This window comes from Streptomyces sp. NPDC001315, assembly GCF_042896175.1.
In the GTDB taxonomy this organism is placed as follows: Bacteria; Actinomycetota; Actinomycetes; order Streptomycetales; family Streptomycetaceae; genus Streptomyces.
Map to the genome: position 1 here is coordinate 404,181 of NZ_JBIAWZ010000004.1, position 16,030 is coordinate 420,210.

Here is a 16,030-nt window from a genome sequence, read left to right on the forward strand (position 1 = left end):
ATCTGTTCAGAGGCGGGTGGCGGTCAGGCTGAGTCGGCGAGGCCGGTAGGAACGGCGAGGCCAGTGGGGTCGGCTGCGGCCACGAAGCGGTCGGGGCGGACGGCGACCACGCGGGCGCCGTACTCGCGCAGCCAGCTGATGAGGGTGCCGTCGATATCGACGATCTCGTCGGGCCCCTCGGTGCCCTGGTCGGCGGCGCGGACGGCGAGGTAGCGCGCGCCGACGGCGTCCCAACCGGTCTTCTCCTGGGCCGACAGCACGGTGGCCGGGTCGACGTTGTCGCCGAGGATGACGAAGCCGTCGCCGAGCAGGTCGTCGAGGGGGCCGATGAGGCCGTTGACGGTGGCGGCCCGCGGCTGCGGGATCATTTTGCCGACCGCGCTGTCGGGCGTCGCGGCGCCCGTGAACCAGCCGGCGACATAGGACGGCGGCCAGAGCAGGGGCGGCAGCTCGTCCGACTGCGCGGCCAGAGCGGCCTGCTCCTCCTCGGTGAGTTCCTGCTTGATGATGCGGCCGAGCTGTACCGAGACCTCGGTGTAGAAGTCGACGTTGGGGCGGCGTTCGGCTTCGTAGGAGTCGAGGATCGCGACCGGGAGCGAGCCGCCGAGCACGCCGGCGAGCTTCCAGGCGATGTTGAACGCGTCGCGGATGCCCGACTGCATGCCGGAGCCCGCCCACGGCGGCATCAGGTGAGCGGCGTCACCGAGCAGGAAGACACGTTCGCCGACGCGCCAGGACTCCGCGGAGCGGACGTGGTGGCTGTAGAAGGCGTGGCCGTGGATGTCGATGTCGTCGTGCGAGACCCCGAGCGACTCGAGCAGCGGCCAGAGGTCGTCGTGGGTGGCGAAGTCCGCGTCGGTCTCGCCGGGCTTGAGCGGTATCTCCCAGCGGTGGTTGTCGCGGCCGAGCGCGATGTCGACGACCGGGCGGTCCTTGTCGGACCAGAAGGTGAGGATGTGGCGGTCGGGCCACCAGCGCTTCACCTTGCCGTCGATGACGACCCAGCGCACGTCCAGGGTGTCGCCGATGAGATTGACACCCAGGCGCTCGCGGGTCGCGGTCTCGCCGCCGTAGCAGGCCAGGGCGTACCGGGCGCGCTTCGTGGCGGACTCGCCGGTGGCCATGTCGCGCGTGGTGACCGTGACGCCGTCGGCGTCCTGCTGCACATCGGTCACCTCGACGCCGTACTCGACCCGGACCTTGTCACCGAACCGCTCGGCCCCGTCGCGGAGAGTCTGCTCCATGGCCGGCTGGTAGATCGCGTACGACGTCGCGTGGCCGAGCCGCCCCGGGGGGAACGGCACGCGCGTCAGCTCGGTGCCGTCGTAGGTGACCCAGCGCAGGGCGAGCGTGGGGTCCATGTCGGCCTTGACCTGCTTGTCGAGACCTATCTGCTGGAAGAGGCGCATCGTCCAGTCATTGACCGTGACGGCTCGGGCCCGGTTGTAGATGTCGCTCGCGCGCTCGAACGCGATCGCGCTGACGCCGAGCGTGCCGAGCGCGTTGGCCGCGGCGACACCCGAGGGGCCGTAACCGATGATCGCGACGTCGGCGTCGAAATCGTGGGGACGCATACATGCCTCAGTTCTGTAATGAATATTCCAGACAGATTGACGTGGGCCCATTAGAAGTGGCCGGAAGGGGGCTGTCAAGGGTCTGGAATGAACACTCCAGATAGACTGGGGGGATGCCGACCACAGCTGCAGGGCGCCGCACCAAGCGCCAGCTCCAGGGCGAGCGATCGCGGGACGAAATTCTCGACGCCGCCTCGCGGATGATGTCGCTTCGCGGATACGACGGGACGAGCATCGCCGACATCGCCCGGGAGTCAGGGCTGCCCAACAGCTCGATCTACTGGCACTTCAACTCCAAGCTGGGCATCCTCGCCGCGGTCATGGAGCGCGGGGCCGGCCTCTTCTTCGCGAGCGTCACCACGCCCGAACCCGAACCCGGGGACACCCCCGAGGTGTACCTGCGCCGCACCCTCCGCGCCTCCGGCGCCGCCTTCGTCGAACACCCGGATTTCCTGCGGCTGTTCGTGCTGCTGTTGCTGAGCGGCGACACCCCGGAGACGACCGAGATCGTCGAGCGGGTACGGGCCCACGCGCGCTCCAACCTCCACGCTGTGATCACTCGCGCCTTCACCACCCTTGCCCCCGACCGGGCCGGGCAGGTCGCCGACGACACCGTCGACTTCGCGCTCGCGGGCTTCGACGGCGCTTTCCTCGCGCTCCAGGCGAACCCGGCCGTGGCGCACGAGCGCCTGATGGAGCAGCTCGCCGTCGCGCTGTCGAGCCTGGGCAGGGAAGCGCTCCGCGCGTAACCGGGATCGGCCGCGACGGCCGGCGGTCCCGGCTGCGCCGCATGGCGGGCCCTTCTCGGGGCGCCCCGCCGATCTCCGTGCGGCGATCCATCCCACCGGGGCCAAAGGTATTCAGAAGTCACCTGGTGATCGAGTCGCCCAAGGTGTCGCGCGTGCTCGGACACACGGCGCACCGGTCCAGCTTCACGCTGCGCGCTCGGCTCGAGGACGGGCAGCCGGGATCCTCCGGGCGTGGTCGTCCTTCCTGGGCCAGGTGGGGTCGCGGGCGCCGCCCAGGCGTGCGGGCGCGGCTTCGGTGCGGCGATCCGCACCGCCGAGCCCGGCGTCACCTGCCCGCGCCCGGAGCGTCGACCACGCCGCCGTCGGTACTCGTGGCGGCTGATCGGCTGCGCCTCTTCCGGTACAGCGCCCCCTTGACATTCCTCGATCGCGAGCGTTGCATACAGGTAACTGAGCAATTATCGTTCGCTGGCGTTCATATAACGCACGAGCCGTCGTACAAGGGACTCCGGATCATGGCCGTCACAAAAGAGACCGCATCGCGCGACATCGCTCTTCCGTCGGGGCTTCGCATGCGGTACTACGAGGCCGGCGAGGCCGGTGCCGTGCCCGTCGTCCTGCTGCACGGCTCCGGCCCCGGCGCGACCGGCTGGTCGAACTTCGCCGGCAACATCAGCGCCATCGCCGACGCCGGGTTCCATGTCATCGCCCCTGACATGCCGGGCTGGGGCGATTCCGACGCGCAGGCGACCACGGACATGGACCACGACAAGACGCTCGTGGAGTTCCTGGACGCACTCGGCCTGCCCAAGGCCGCCCTGGTCGGCAACTCGATGGGCGGCCACACCGCGGTCCGCTTCGCCACGCTGCACCCCGAGCGCATCACCCACCTGGTGACGATGGGGGCCTCACTCGGCCGCGGCCCGGCCTCCCTCTTCGGCGCTGGTGACGGCCCGAGCGAGGGCCTGAAGGTCCTGGTCAAGGCGTACAAGGACGCGAGCCCGGAGAACATGAAGGCGCTCGTCGAGATCATGACCTACGACAAGGCGCGCTTCGCGACCCCCGAGCTGACCCGGGAGCGCTCGGAAGCGGCGCTCGCCCGTCCCGACCACCTCAAGAACTATGTCGAGGGCCTCGCGCATGGCGCCCCGATCCCGATCAAGGTGGACCGCGACAAGATCTCCGGCATCCGGACACCGACCCTGCTGATCCACGGCAAGGACGATCGGGTCCTGCACTACGAGACCAGCCTGTGGCTCCTGGCCAACATCCCCGACTCGCGGCTCGTCCTGCTCAACCGCTGCGGCCACTGGGCGATGATCGAGCACGCCGCAGAGTTCAACCGCCTCGTCATCGACTTCCTCTCCCACAACTGACAGCTGACCCGATCGGACACACCCCCATGACCACCTTCGACACTGACGTCGTCGTCATCGGAGCCGGGCCGGTGGGCCTCACCCTCGCCAACCTGATCGGTGTACGCGGCCACCGGGCCACCGTGCTCGAAGCCCGCCACGAGCTGATCGACTACCCCCGCGGTGTCGGCCTCGACGATGAGTCGATCCGCACCCTGCACACGGCGGGCCTGTGGCAGCAGATCCAGCCCTACACGGTCCCGCACCACGTGGTCCGGCTGGTCAACGGCACGGGCCAGGTGCTCGCCACCAACGCTCCCAAGACGCAGGAGTTCGGCTACCCGCGCAAGCACGGCTTCATCCAGCCGCTGGTCGACAAGGAGCTGGCCGCCGGGCTCGACCGCTTCGAGGGCACCGAGCTGCGCTTCAGTCACCGTGTGGTAGGGATCGAGGACCGTGGGGACCACGTCGCGGTCACCGCCGAGCGGCTCGACGCCGACGACAACGCCACCGGAACGGTCACTCTCACCGCTCGGTACGCCGTCGGCTGCGAGGGCGGCAGCTCCTTCACCCGCAAGTGGATGGGTGTCCGGTTCGAAGGCAAGTCGCCGTCGACCCGATGGGTGGTCGTCGACGTCGAGAACGACCCGATCGGCACCCCGTCGGTGTACCTCGGCGCCGACCCGCGCCGACCGTACGTGTCCATCGGTCTTCCCCAGGGCATCCGCCGCTGGGAGTTCATGCTCCACGACGACGAGCCCAGCGAGCTGTGCGACGACCCCACGTTCATGCACTCCCTGCTCCGCCGCCACGTCCCCGACCCGTCGGGTCTGAAGGTCATCAACCAGCGCACCTTCACCCACCACGGCCGGGTCGCCTCGGACTTCCGCAAGGGCCGGGTCTTCATCGCCGGTGACGCCGCGCATCTGATGCCGGTCTGGCTCGGCCAGGGCTGGAACTCCGGGATACGTGACGCGACCAACCTGGCGTGGAAGTTCACCGCCGTGCTGTCCGGCGACGCCGACGACGCCCTCCTCGACACCTACACCGAGGAGCGCCGCAAGCACGCCGCCGACATGATCGACGTGAACATGGCGGCCGGTACGGTCATGAAGATGGGCCGCTTCGGCGGCAAGGTGCGCGACCTGTCCGCCTCCGCGCTCAACCTCGTGCCGAAGTGGAAGTCGTACTTCACCGAGCTGCGGTTCAAGCCGATGCCGCGCTACGCCGCCGGTGTCGTCGTCGACCAGGCCACGCTCACCCCGGGCCAGGCGCAGGCCGGTTTCAAGCGCGGCAAGCTGGCGCCCTTCATCGACTCGGCGGGTGAACTCTCGCCGGTCGGTCTGCAGTTCATCCAACCCCGGGTGAACACCGCGGACGCCACGAACGTCCTGCTCGACGACGTCACCGGCGACTGGTGGACGCTGGCCACCTGGGGCACCGACCCGACGGCGTTCCTCTCTCCCACCGACCTCGAGTTCGTCCACCGCCACCGGATCAAACTGGTCTCCTTCATGCCGGAGACCCAGCGCACCTGGGCCGAGAAGCAGTACGCGGGCTCCTCGGCGCCGGTCACCGTGGTCGGTGACACCACTGGGGCCCTCAAGGACTGGTTCGACGTCCGTTCCTGCGGCCTGGTCGTGCTGCGCCCCGACCGCTTCGTCGCCGCGGCCTCCCTGACCCGGCAGGCGGCGCAGGCCCTCGCCTCCGTCAAGAAGGCCGGTTCGCTCCTCACGGCGGGAACCGCTGCGGACATCCCTGCGCAGACCACGGCACGTACCACGGAAGGAGTGCAGGCATGAGCCTCGCCCTCGTCACGATGTCGCACAGCCCGCTCCTCGAGTACGCCGACCCGCCCGCCGAGGTGGTAGACGCCGTCCACGGAGCCTTCGCCGCCGCGCGGGCCTTCGTCAAGGAGTACGACCCCACGCTGGTCGTCTCCTTCGCACCCGATCACTACAACGGCTTCTTCTACGACCTGATGCCGCCGTTCTGCATCGGCTACGAGGCGTTGGGCGTCGGTGACTACGGCACTGCCGAAGGACCACTGAGCGTGCCGACCGAGCGCGCCGAGGAACTGGCCCAGTGGGTGGCCGAACGCGACATCGACGTGGCCATCTCCCGTCGGATGGAGGTCGACCACGGCGCCGTCCAGCCGCTGGAGCTCCTCTTCGGCGGCATCGACACCGTGCCGACCATCCCCGTCTTCGTCAACGGTGTCGCCAAGCCGTTCGTGACCATGCGCCGGGTCCGCAGACTCGGCGAGGCGATCGGCGGCTTCCTCTCGACACTCGAGGACGAGCGCGTCCTCGTCATCGGCTCCGGCGGCCTCTCCCACGACCCGCCGGTACCGCAGTGGGCCACCGCCGACGACGCCGCCCGAGCCCTGCTGCTCAACGGCAGGCACCCCACGGCCGCGGCCCGTGACGCCCGGCAGCAACGGGTCATCGACACGGCGAAGGCTTTCACGGCGGGCACGGCCACCATCCAGGACCTCAACCCCGAGTGGGACCAGGCCCTCATGGCGACCCTCGCCTCTGGCGATCTCTCCCCGGTCGACGCGATGACGCCCGAGCAGATGGCGAAGGATGCCGGAAACTCCGCCCACGAGGTCCGCACCTGGGTCGCCGCCTTCGCGGCCCTCGGCGCGGCGGGCCCGTACGCCGTGGAGTACTCGTTCTACCGGCCGATCCGCGAGTACATCGCGGGCTTCGGCGTGATGACGGCGCACACCGCACCATGACCGGTCGCCGCGGCTGCCGGTGTGTCACATCCGCACCGGTCACCGCGGAGCGAGCCGGTCCTTCGGCGGCCGGGCGCCCGCGCGCCCACTGGTACCTGGGGTCCCGAGCCACCCGGCGCCCACGGGCCCAGCGCAGGAACCCGTGCAGCCGGCGAAGGCGGCGCCGTGCCGTTCGTGGTGGCGCCCCCGGCATCACGGTCCCGTGAAGTCGGCGGTGGATGAGTTGTCGGCGTCGATGCCCTGGCGCTGCGGCCGGGCCGCCCGGGTGGGGCTGCCCAGCCGCAGCGCCAGGACCGCCGAACTGCCCGCGCCGCGCCGGAGGAGTCACCCACGCGGCTCAGCCGGCGACGTTCCGGACACGGCGCCGACGAGCGTCGTCCACCGGCACGTGCAAGCGGGTGGGTCTGCGGACACGGGCGACGGCCCGGCCGCTGTCCGGGAATTGCCGTGCCGTCCCCCGTGGGTCAGCGGGACTCGGCCAGCCCCAGCGCCACGTCGACGATCATGTCTTCCTGGCCGCCGACGAGGCCGCGCTTACCGACCTCCACGAGGATGGTGCGTACGTCGACGCCGTAGCGCTCGGCCGCGGTCTCGGCGTGGCGCAGGAAGGAGCCGTAGACGCCGGCGTAGCCGAGGGTGAGGCTCTCGCGGTCGACCCGCACCGGGCGGTCCTGCAGCGGACGCACCAGGTCGTCGGCGGCGTCCTGGAGCCCGAACAGGTCGCAGCCGTGGGCCCAGCCCTTGAGGTCGGCCACCGCGATGAACGCCTCCAGGGGGGTGTTGCCCGCGCCCGCACCCTGGCCGGCCAGCGAGGCGTCGACCCGGGTGACGCCCTCCTCCACCGCGATCATCGAGTTGGCGACCGAGAGGGAGAGGTTCTCGTGGGCATGGACGCCGATCTCGGTGGCCGGGTCGAGAACGTCCCGGTAGGCGCGGATGCGGTCGCGGATGCCGTCCATCATCAGACGGCCGCCGGAGTCGGTGACGTACACGCAGTGCGCGCCGTACGACTCCATGAGCTTGGCTTGCCCGGCGAGCGTCTCGGCGTCGGCCATGTGGCTCATCATCAGGAAGCCGGACACGTCCATGCCCAGCTCGCGGGCGGTGGCGATGTGCTGCGCGGAGACGTCGGCCTCGGTGCAGTGGGTGGCCACACGCACCGAACGGACGCCGAGCGCGTACGCCTGCTTGAGCTCCTCGATGGTGCCGATGCCGGGCAGCAGCAGCGTGGTGAGGCGGGCGTTCTCGATGTGGGCGGCGGCGGTCTCGATCCACTCCCAGTCGGTGTGGCTGCCTGGACCGTAGTTGAGGGAGCCGCCGGCGAGGCCGTCGCCGTGGGAGACCTCGATGCCGTCGACACCTGCGGCGTCGAGCGCGGCCACGATCCGGCCGAGCTGTTCCGGCTCGATGCGGTGGCGGATGGCGTGCATGCCGTCCCGCAGGGTGACGTCCTGGATGAAGAGCCTGTCGACGGTCACGCGCCCGCTCCCTGAAGTTCGTTGCTGTGGGCGGCCATGGCCTCGGCCATGCGGACGGCCGCGCTGGTCATGATGTCGAGGTTGCCGGCGTAGGCCGGCAGGTAGTGGGCGGCGCCCTCGACCTCGAGGAAGACCGACACCTGGTGGGTGACCGGGTCCGAGGTGAGGGTGTGCACCGGCTGGTCGGCGGGGACCGGGGTGATCTGCACCTGTCGCTTGAGCCGGTAGCCGGGCACGTACGCCGACACCTGCTCGACCATCGCGGCGATGGAGGCGCGGATCGCCTCGTGTGTGTCCTCTTCCGGTGCGTTCACCAGGGCGAGCACGGTGTCCCGCATGATCAGCGGGGGCTCGGCCGGGTTGAGGATGATGACGGCCTTGCCGCGCCCCGCGCCGCCGACGCTCTCGATGGCGTGGCTCGTGGTCTCGGTGAATTCGTCGATGTTGGCGCGGGTACCGGGGCCTGCGCTCTTCGACGCGATGGACGCGACGATCTCCGCGTACGGCACCGGAGCCACCTGGGAGATCGCGGCGACGACCGGGATCGTGGCCTGGCCGCCGCAGGTGACCATGTTGACGTTGTCTGCGCCCACGTGCTCGGTGAGGTTGACCGCGGGGATCACCATCGGTCCGATCGCGGCCGGCGTGAGGTCGATGAGCTGCTTGCCGTGCGGGGCGAGGACGGCGGCGTTGGCCACATGGGCCTTGGCGGACGTGGCATCGAAGACGATCTTGATGTCCTCGAAGCCGTCCATGCGGACCAGGCCCTCGACGCCCTCGGCCGTGACCGGGACGCCGAGCCGCTGGGCGCGGGCGAGCCCGTCGGAGGCGGGGTCGATGCCGACCATCGCGCCCACCTCCAGGGTGTCGGACAGGCGCAGCACCTTGATCATCAGGTCGGTGCCGATGTTGCCCGAGCCGATGATGGCCACCTTGGTCTTCATACGGAGGTTCCTTCGTCGGAGTCGGAGAGCGCGTCGCCCTCGGGGGACGCGGGGAAGCGGACGGAGACGGACCCGAGGCCGCTGATCTCGGCGGTGAACGTGTCACCGGGCTCGGCGACGGCCATCGGGCCGAGGGCGCCGGAGAGCACGACCTGGCCCGCGCGCAGCGGGTCGCCGACCTCGCGTGCGGTCCGCGCCAGCCAGGCGAGCGCGGTCAGCGGGTCGCCGAGGCAGGCCGCGCCGTCACCGCTGGAGACGGTCTCGGAGCCCCGGGTGAGGGTCATGGCGGCGGTCACCGGCTCGAACTCGGCCATGGTCTTCGTCGCCGACCCGAGCACGTACAGGGCGCTGGAGCCGTTGTCGGCGACGGTGTCGCCGAAGGTGATGTCCCAGCCGGCGATACGGCTGTCGACGATCTCCAGGGCCGGGACGGCGTACGCCACGGCGTCCCGGATCTGCTGCGCATCCAGGGGGCCCTCGGCAAGGTCCGCGCCGAGCACGAACGCGATCTCGGCCTCGACCTTCGGCTGGAGCAGCCGCCCGGTCGGCACCAGGGTGCCGTCGGCGACCTGCATGTCGTCGAAGAGGACACCGAAGTCAGGTTGGTCCACGCCGAGTTGGGCCTGGACGGCGGGCGACGTGAGGCCGATCTTGCGTCCCGTGACGCACGCTCCGGTCTCCAAACGACGTGCGGTGAGCAGCTCCTGGACGGCGTACGCCGCCTTCACGTCGTCGCTGCCGATCAGGTCGCGGACGGGGGAGCAGGGCACGCGGTCGGCGGCGGCTGCCGACAGGCGCTGAGCTGCCTTTGCTACGGCGTCGCTGCCACGGGGGGTCTCGTTCATGCCCCCAGCTTGGAGACTCGGGGCGCGCGGCGCCCAGGAAAAAGTTCCGCGAGACGGAACACGGGCCTGTCCGCCGGGCGACCGCGGAGGTCAGTGCCGCAGGAGTTCCTCGCGTCGGCCGAGGGTGGCGGTGATGCCGCCCGCCGCCGCCCGGATGCTGTTGGCGTGCCGGGCGGGCTGGAAGCGGTGCACGGGGCCTGTCACACTGACCGCGCCCAGGATCTCGTCCGACGGGCCGAAGATCCCGGACGCGACGCAGACGATGCCGACCGCCGACTCCTCGTACTCGAACGCGACGCCCTTCGCTGCGATGTCGGACAGCTGGCGCGTGAGGACGTCGACGTTGGTGATGGTCCGGGGGGCCCGGCGTTCCAGCGGTCCGCGCAGCACCGACTCACGGACGTCGGCGGGCGCGTGGGCGAGGAGAACCTTGCCGAGGGCGGTGGAGTGCAGCGGCATGCGCCCGCCGAGCCGGGACGGGGAGTCGGCCTGCTGGTGCCCGCCCATCTTCGCCACATAGACCACCTCGGTACCCTCGCGGATGCCCAGGTGGACCAGTTCGTGCGTGCGCACGTACAGGTCCTCCAGGAACGGGGTCGCCACCTCCAGCAGGCCGCGCTCCACCGAGGCACGCATCCCCAGTTCGAAGACCAGGCTGGACAGACGGTAGCGGCCCTGGACCCGGTCGAGCAGGCGCGCGGCCGCCAGATCGCCGAGGGTGCGATGCAAAGTGCCCTTGGGCAGACCGGTGCGACGCTGCAACTCGGCGAAGCCGAGAGTGGTGTCCTCGACGCTGAACGCCTGCAGCACGGCGAGCGCCTTGCTCAGCACGCCGCTCGGTGCGGCCTCGCCCACGCCCGCCTCCGCTTCTCGCCGCCGCGCGTGTCCCTGCAGGTCACGGCCTGCCCGCGGGATCCGATTCTACGGCGATCGGATCCCGCACCGCAGGGCGTGGGCGGAGGTGACAGGCTGTCATCGCGCGGCCGTAGACTTCCGGAATGAGTGACGATCAGGTGGCCTCGAGCACGCGGGGGAAGAAGACCGCCCGCGGCTCGGCGGCGCAGGGCGGCGGCGCGCAGGGAAAGGCCGCAGGCTCCCAGACACTCGCCCGCGGCCTGCTGGCGCTGGAGGCGATCGCGGGTCAGCCTCAGGGCCTGACCGTGAACGAGGTGGCGCAGCGGCTCGACGTCCATCGCACCATCGCGTACCGCATCCTGGTCACGCTCGCCGAGTTCCGGCTGGTCGTGCGCAGCTCCGACGGCCGCTATCGGGCCGGCTCAGGCACGGTCACGCTGGCGCGTGGGTACGCGGCGGGCATCCGGGAGGCGGCGCTGCCCGTGCTGCGGCGCACCGCCGACGAGCTGGGCGCCACTGTCGCGCTGATCTCCGCAGAAGGCGACGAGGCCGTCGCCGTCGCGGTGGTCGAGCCGCAGACCGTCGACTACCACATCGCCTATCGCGTGGGCAGCCGCCACCCGATCGGTGTCGGCGCCGCTGGGCTCGCCCTCGCCGCGCTACGTCTGCCCTCCCCGGGGGAGCCGGCCGCCGTGGCGGAGGTCAGGGGCAGGGGGTACGCCCGTACGTTCGGGCAGATCGAACCCGGGGCCTACGGCGTCGCCGTGCCGCTGCGCACCGCCGATCCTGCGCTGCACCTGTGCGTGAACCTGATCACCGCCCGAGAGGACGTGGTTGACGCGGCCGTGCCGGTGATGCAGGCGGTGGCCGAGGAGATCGCGGCGCTCGGCTGACATCCCGGCCACAGCGCCGCGGCAGCGGGTGGTCGCGCCAAGTTCTTCGCTTCCGGCGACCGGGCGGCAGCGGTGCCATCCCGGCCGGGCTCGGCGTGCTCCACCTCACCGTACTCGGCGAGCCGGCGGAACTGCTCGTCGTCCAGGACCGGCCCGCGCTGTACCGCACCGTCGTTCACGTGATTCCTCCGTCACACAGGACCAGAAGGGTCTCTTGCTGGAGTACTGGTCGAGTCGAGCTGTTCAGGCGCGAACCGGAACGGGCGCCGGCTTCACCCGGGCGACGGTCGTGACGTACAGGAGCAGACCCGCGGTGGTGAGGACGAAGCCGGCCCACACGGTGGACAAGGTCCCCCAGCCGGCGCCGAGGGCGACCGCGCCGCCGATCGCGCCGAGACAGTTGGCCAGGTTGAGGGCGGCCAGGTTGAGCGTTCCCATCAAGGACGGGGCGTCCGGTGCGAAACCGGTCAACCGGACCTGGATGGTGGGGATGGCGAACATCATGGTCGCGCCGACGCCGAACAGGCAGGGCAGCAGAATCACCAGGTTGCCGCCTGCCGCACCGATCAGCACCAGGAACGCCAGAGCACCGCCGTAGCCCAAGATCAGACCGCGGTTCTCGTACCGGTCGGCGACACGTCCGCCGACGTGGTTGCCGACCGCCATGCCGAGGCCGAAGACGGCGAGCGCGATCGGGATGAGCGAGGCGTCCCGCAGCGCCGCGTCGGTGACGAACGGGCCGATGAACGTGTAGACGGCGAAGATGCTGGAGATACCCAACGCCGCGACGGTGACCATCAGCCAGACGCCCCGCCGCCGGAGGGCGCCGAGTTCGCCCGTGAGGGAGCTGCCGCGCAGGTCGTCGGTGCGCGGCAGCCAGGCCATCAGGGCAGCTCCGGCAAGCAGGCCGACGGCGACCACGGTCCCGTACATGACGCGCCAGCCGGCGTGCTGGCCGATGAAGGTGCCGAGCGGCGACCCGACGATGGTGGCGACGGTGAGTCCTCCCATCACGGTGGCGAACGCCTTGCCGCCCTTGCCCGGCCCGTACACGTACGCGGCGACGACGGCCCCGGCGCCGAAGAACGCGCCCTGCACGCTGCCCGCGACGAACCGGAAGACGACGAACAGCACGATGTCCGGCGCCAGGGCGGAGAGTCCGTTGCGGACCAGGAACAGCCCGATCAGGCCGAGCAGCAGAGTGCGCCGGTTGACCCGGGCGGCGAGCAGGGTGATCGCCGGAGAGCCGATCATCACCCCGAAGGCATACGCGGTGATCGCGTAGGTCGCGACCGGAACGGACACATCCAGATCGGACGCGAACAGCTGGATGATGCCGTTGCTGCCGAACTCACCGGCGCCGATCGCGAAGGTCCCCAACGCCAGTGCGAACAACGTCAGTTTGGGATTCCTGATGGGCGACTTCGCGGAGGTGTGCCGCTTCTCCTCGGCAGTGCACTGGCTGGCGTATGCGCGCTGATGCATCGTCTCGCCTCGTCTCGTCCTTGGCAGGAGGGGCAGTTGGACTGCGTACGGGCCGGTGCGGGACGGAGATCAGGCGTGCGGGGCGGGTCGTCGCCCTCCCGGAGGCCGTGGCGGGCGTAGAAGCGCCGCAGGGGCGCCGGCGCCCACCAGTTCACGTTTCCGAGCAGGCGCATCGTGGCCGGTACCAGCAGCGCCCGGACGATCGTCGCGTCCACCAGGACGGCGATGAGGGCCGAGCGCCCGGAAGGCCGCAGCCAGGCCGATCGCCCACCACCGTCGGCTGACCATCGTCCGCCCCCACCTCACGAACGTCGCCGTCCCCTCCCGGCTTCGTCGGCTCGGTCGGGTCAGCGCGCGGCGCGGCCGTCGCCGCGGGCTGCGCGATCATCGCGACATGCGAGGCGTCGGCCTCGAAGGTGTGCGCGCCGGCCCGGCGCGCCATGAACCGCTGCGCCGCCGGGGGCAGCACCTGGTCGTCGCGGCCCACGAGGTACCAGGACGGAATGGTCTTCCAGGCCGGGGCGCCGGACGGCTCCCCGAGGGTGCGCACGTCCGCCGGCCGCTGGCCGGCCCACATCAGCTCGGCGGTCGCCTTCGGCAGGTCCCCGGCGAACACGTCGTGGAAGAGCTCCTTCTTGATGTAGCCGTCGACGAGGCCTCCACCGTAGGGACGGAAGTCCAGCGCCTCCTCGCTGAGCCTGCTTCCCGGGTACTTCGTCTGCAGGCCCAGCAGCGCCTCACCCCCGATCACCAGGTCCTCGGTGGGCAGTGTCTGGCAGGCCAGCCGCCGGCCCGCCGCCAACTCGTCGGCGGAGAACATCCCCCGGTCATCGGTCTCGTAGGCGCCGGAGAGCACCCGCACCCGACAGGTACCGGGATGTGACCGGCGTCGGCGGCCGCGAGCAGGACACTCATCAGCGAGGACGAGAACACGCTTCCCGCCGAACTGCGCGATCGTGCGCGCCGCCGCGAGACCGCCCATACCCGACCCGATCACCACCACATCGGCTTCCTCGTCCGCCACCATCGGCACCCCCCAGCATCTGTCCTCCGAGGCGCTCAGATTGGCCGAGCCGGCTTGACGTCGACTGAATGATCAGTGAAGGCCACCCGGAACCAGGTCCCGGTCTCATTCAATTCCCGTCCAGTGCGACGCCATAGCGTTGCGTCGAGCGTAAGGGTGTGAAGCCGTGTCGTACTTCGCTGAGTTCATCCGCAAACCCACCACGGTCGCCGCGGTCACGCCTCCGGTTCGCCGACCGACGTGTCCGGACACTTCCGGCGGTCGACGTCGCGCCGGCGGACGTTCCCCGCAAGCGCGGTTCGAAGAAGTGGTCGTCAGCCGGACGGTGTGGGAGAACCCGACACCCGCTCCGGCCCTTGTCGGCCGTCATCCGAAGGAGAGGTTGGTCCATGGTGAGCGGGAATCCGACGATCGTGCTCGTACACGGAGCCTTTGCCGACAGCAGCGGCTTCAACGCCATCGCCAAGCGGCTTGTCGCCGACGGCTATCCAGTGGTCGCCGCGCCGAATCCACTTCGAGGGCTCGCCTTTGACGCGATCCACGTCAAGGCGCTGCTGGACAGCATCGAGGGACCGATCGTGCTGGTCGGGCACTCGTACGGCGGTGCGGTCATCTCCACGGCCGCCGCGGGAAACGCGAACGTGAAGGCACTGGTCTACCTGGCGGCGTTCGTGCCGGAGACGGGCGAGAGCGCGCAAGCACTGGTCGAGCGGTTCCCGGGCAGCACCGTGGGCGAGTCCCTGAAGCCTGTGCCGCTGCCCGACGGACAGGTGGACCTCTACATCGACCCGAAGGTCTTTCATCCCCATTTCGCGGCCGACGTGTCCGCGGAGGAAGCCACCCTCTACTCGATCACACAACGCCCGGCCACCGGCGCCGCCCTGGGCGAGCCCGCCGCCGGTCCGCAGGCATGGCACACGATCCCGAACTACAACCTGATCAGCGGCGCCGACAGGATCATCCCACCGGCGACGCAGGAGTTCATGGCCCAGCGCTCCGGCGCGAAGACCCAGATGGTCGAGGGTGCTTCGCACATGGTGTTCGTCTCCCGGCCGGGCGCGACCGTGGCCCTCATCGAGACAGCCGCCCAGGAGCAGGCGCTCCGGCAATAGCACCGCCGGTCATCGCAAGTGCATCGATCTGATGAACCATGGGAGGGAAAATGCAGAAGAGCGAAAGGGCCATGAGGTGGGGCCTGCGGATCCACCTTTTCTGGTACATCATCGCCAATCTGGCCCAGGTGCTGCTGTGGGGGATCCTCACCCCGGACCACTTCTTCTGGCCCTTGTGGTCGATTCTGGGCTGGGGTATCGGGCTGGTGATCCACTTCTGGGCGATTCGTTCGAAGTCCCGATCACTCGTCCGGCCATGACCTGAACCAACGCAAGGAGGACCAGAGGAGGATCATGTCCGAGAAAATGGTTCCGGGTCGCAACACCGCCGCCGCCGAAGGCGACATCGTCGTCTTCCACATCGGGCTACGGATCAACCGGCTGCGAGCATTCTCCAGTTGGTTGCCGGCATTCATGTCGATGCCACGAATGCTGCGCGAGCTGTCACAGGAAAAGAGCAGCGGGCTCCTCGGCTACAAGGTGCTTTACGGCAGCCTCCGAGACTTCTACGTCGTCCAGTACTGGACCGACAAGGAACGGCTCCTCGCCTACGCCCACCAGCAGGACAAGGAGCACCGGCCCGCGTGGACCGAGTTCAACCGACGCGCACGCGCCGGGAAGGGGAGCGTGGGCATCTGGCACGAGACGTTCATCGTCCCGGCGGGCTCCTACGAATCGGTGTACGTCGACATGCCCGCATACGGCCTCGGCGCCGCGACAGGCGTCGTACCGGTCGGTCGGCGTGGCGACACGGCGGCCCAGCGTCTGAGGGCGGCAGAGAAATAGGCGTCCGTGCCGCGAGGACCGCTCACGCTGAACCGCCCCGCACCCGAGTACCACGGGGTCGGCCAGGCTTGCCAGGCATCCGCCGACCCCGTCGACGGACCGTCATGCAAGATCGAGGCTGGTCCAGGCCCCGCAGGCACCTGACGGAACATCACCCCGTGCGTCATTCATGCGTGACTCCGCAAAA

General features: G+C 70.1%; 15 protein-coding genes. 8 read left to right on the forward strand and 7 right to left on the reverse strand.

From position 1 onward, the window contains the following. Positions 1–23 precede the first annotated feature (23 nt). Positions 24–1,574, reverse strand: coding sequence for an FAD-dependent monooxygenase (locus tag ACFY16_RS15235; RefSeq protein ID WP_390647577.1), 1,551 nt, complete (start codon positions 1,572–1,574; stop codon positions 24–26). 113 nt (positions 1,575–1,687) lie between these two features. Here ACFY16_RS15235 and ACFY16_RS15240 point away from each other — a divergent pair, with 113 nt between their 5' ends. The 4 genes from ACFY16_RS15240 to ACFY16_RS15255 all read left to right on the forward strand — a co-directional run bounded on the left by ACFY16_RS15240 (position 1,688) and on the right by ACFY16_RS15255 (position 6,421). Continuing rightward, a complete protein-coding gene (locus ACFY16_RS15240; protein WP_390647578.1) occupies positions 1,688–2,323 on the forward strand; it encodes a TetR/AcrR family transcriptional regulator in 636 nt (211 codons plus the stop codon). 515 nt (positions 2,324–2,838) lie between these two features. Then, positions 2,839–3,699 (forward strand): alpha/beta fold hydrolase, encoded by an 861-nt coding sequence (locus tag ACFY16_RS15245; RefSeq protein ID WP_390647579.1) that lies wholly within the window; start codon positions 2,839–2,841, stop codon positions 3,697–3,699. A gap of 26 nt (positions 3,700–3,725) precedes the next feature. Further along, positions 3,726–5,480, forward strand: coding sequence for a bifunctional 3-(3-hydroxy-phenyl)propionate/3-hydroxycinnamic acid hydroxylase (locus tag ACFY16_RS15250; RefSeq protein WP_390647580.1), 1,755 nt, complete (start codon positions 3,726–3,728; stop codon positions 5,478–5,480). Beyond that, positions 5,477–6,421 carry a 3-carboxyethylcatechol 2,3-dioxygenase gene (locus tag ACFY16_RS15255; protein WP_390647581.1) on the forward strand — a complete coding sequence of 315 codons (945 nt, stop codon included), beginning with the start codon at positions 5,477–5,479 and terminating at the stop codon, positions 6,419–6,421. Before ACFY16_RS15250 ends, ACFY16_RS15255 begins: the two co-directional genes overlap by 4 nt. A 464-nt stretch (positions 6,422–6,885) precedes the next feature. Here ACFY16_RS15255 and dmpG read toward each other — a convergent pair whose 3' ends face one another. The 4 genes from dmpG to ACFY16_RS15275 form a co-directional block, all read right to left on the reverse strand. Beyond that, entirely contained in the window at positions 6,886–7,899 is a 1,014-nt protein-coding gene (gene dmpG / locus ACFY16_RS15260; RefSeq protein WP_390647582.1) for a 4-hydroxy-2-oxovalerate aldolase, read from the reverse strand. Beyond that, positions 7,896–8,843 carry an acetaldehyde dehydrogenase (acetylating) gene (locus ACFY16_RS15265; RefSeq protein ID WP_390647583.1) on the reverse strand — a complete coding sequence of 316 codons (948 nt, stop codon included), beginning with the start codon at positions 8,841–8,843 and terminating at the stop codon, positions 7,896–7,898. Before ACFY16_RS15265 ends, dmpG begins: the two co-directional genes overlap by 4 nt. Beyond that, the gene (locus ACFY16_RS15270; RefSeq protein WP_390647584.1) at positions 8,840–9,688 is read right to left on the reverse strand and encodes a 2-keto-4-pentenoate hydratase; all 849 of its coding nucleotides are present in this window, start codon (positions 9,686–9,688) and stop codon (positions 8,840–8,842) included. The genes ACFY16_RS15265 and ACFY16_RS15270 overlap by 4 nt, the downstream gene beginning before the upstream one ends. A 90-nt stretch (positions 9,689–9,778) precedes the next feature. Next, positions 9,779–10,543 (reverse strand): IclR family transcriptional regulator, encoded by a 765-nt coding sequence (locus ACFY16_RS15275; RefSeq protein ID WP_390647585.1) that lies wholly within the window; start codon positions 10,541–10,543, stop codon positions 9,779–9,781. A 143-nt stretch (positions 10,544–10,686) separates the two neighbouring features. Here ACFY16_RS15275 and ACFY16_RS15280 point away from each other — a divergent pair, with 143 nt between their 5' ends. Further along, positions 10,687–11,436: an IclR family transcriptional regulator gene (locus ACFY16_RS15280; protein WP_390647586.1), complete on the forward strand. Its 750-nt coding sequence runs from the start codon at positions 10,687–10,689 to the stop codon at positions 11,434–11,436. Positions 11,437–11,679: 243 nt separating this feature from the next. Here ACFY16_RS15280 and ACFY16_RS15285 read toward each other — a convergent pair whose 3' ends face one another. Next, positions 11,680–12,921 carry an MFS transporter gene (locus tag ACFY16_RS15285; RefSeq protein WP_390647587.1) on the reverse strand — a complete coding sequence of 414 codons (1,242 nt, stop codon included), beginning with the start codon at positions 12,919–12,921 and terminating at the stop codon, positions 11,680–11,682. Positions 12,922–13,072: 151 nt separating this feature from the next. Further along, complete coding sequence (locus ACFY16_RS15290) at positions 13,073–13,948, reverse strand: alpha/beta fold hydrolase (RefSeq protein WP_390647588.1); 876 nt, start codon at positions 13,946–13,948, stop codon at positions 13,073–13,075. A 386-nt stretch (positions 13,949–14,334) separates the two neighbouring features. On the opposite strand from ACFY16_RS15290, the gene ACFY16_RS15295 reads away from it, so the two are divergent. Genes ACFY16_RS15295 through ACFY16_RS15305 form a run of 3 tightly spaced genes read left to right on the forward strand, consistent with a single transcriptional unit; the run spans position 14,335 to position 15,843 of the window. Beyond that, the gene (locus tag ACFY16_RS15295; RefSeq protein WP_390647589.1) at positions 14,335–15,057 is read left to right on the forward strand and encodes an alpha/beta fold hydrolase; all 723 of its coding nucleotides are present in this window, start codon (positions 14,335–14,337) and stop codon (positions 15,055–15,057) included. A gap of 50 nt (positions 15,058–15,107) precedes the next feature. Further along, positions 15,108–15,317 carry a 2TM domain-containing protein gene (locus ACFY16_RS15300; protein ID WP_390647590.1) on the forward strand — a complete coding sequence of 70 codons (210 nt, stop codon included), beginning with the start codon at positions 15,108–15,110 and terminating at the stop codon, positions 15,315–15,317. A 34-nt stretch (positions 15,318–15,351) separates the two neighbouring features. Beyond that, a complete protein-coding gene (locus ACFY16_RS15305; RefSeq protein WP_390647591.1) occupies positions 15,352–15,843 on the forward strand; it encodes a DUF4188 domain-containing protein in 492 nt (163 codons plus the stop codon). Positions 15,844–16,030 lie beyond the last annotated feature (187 nt).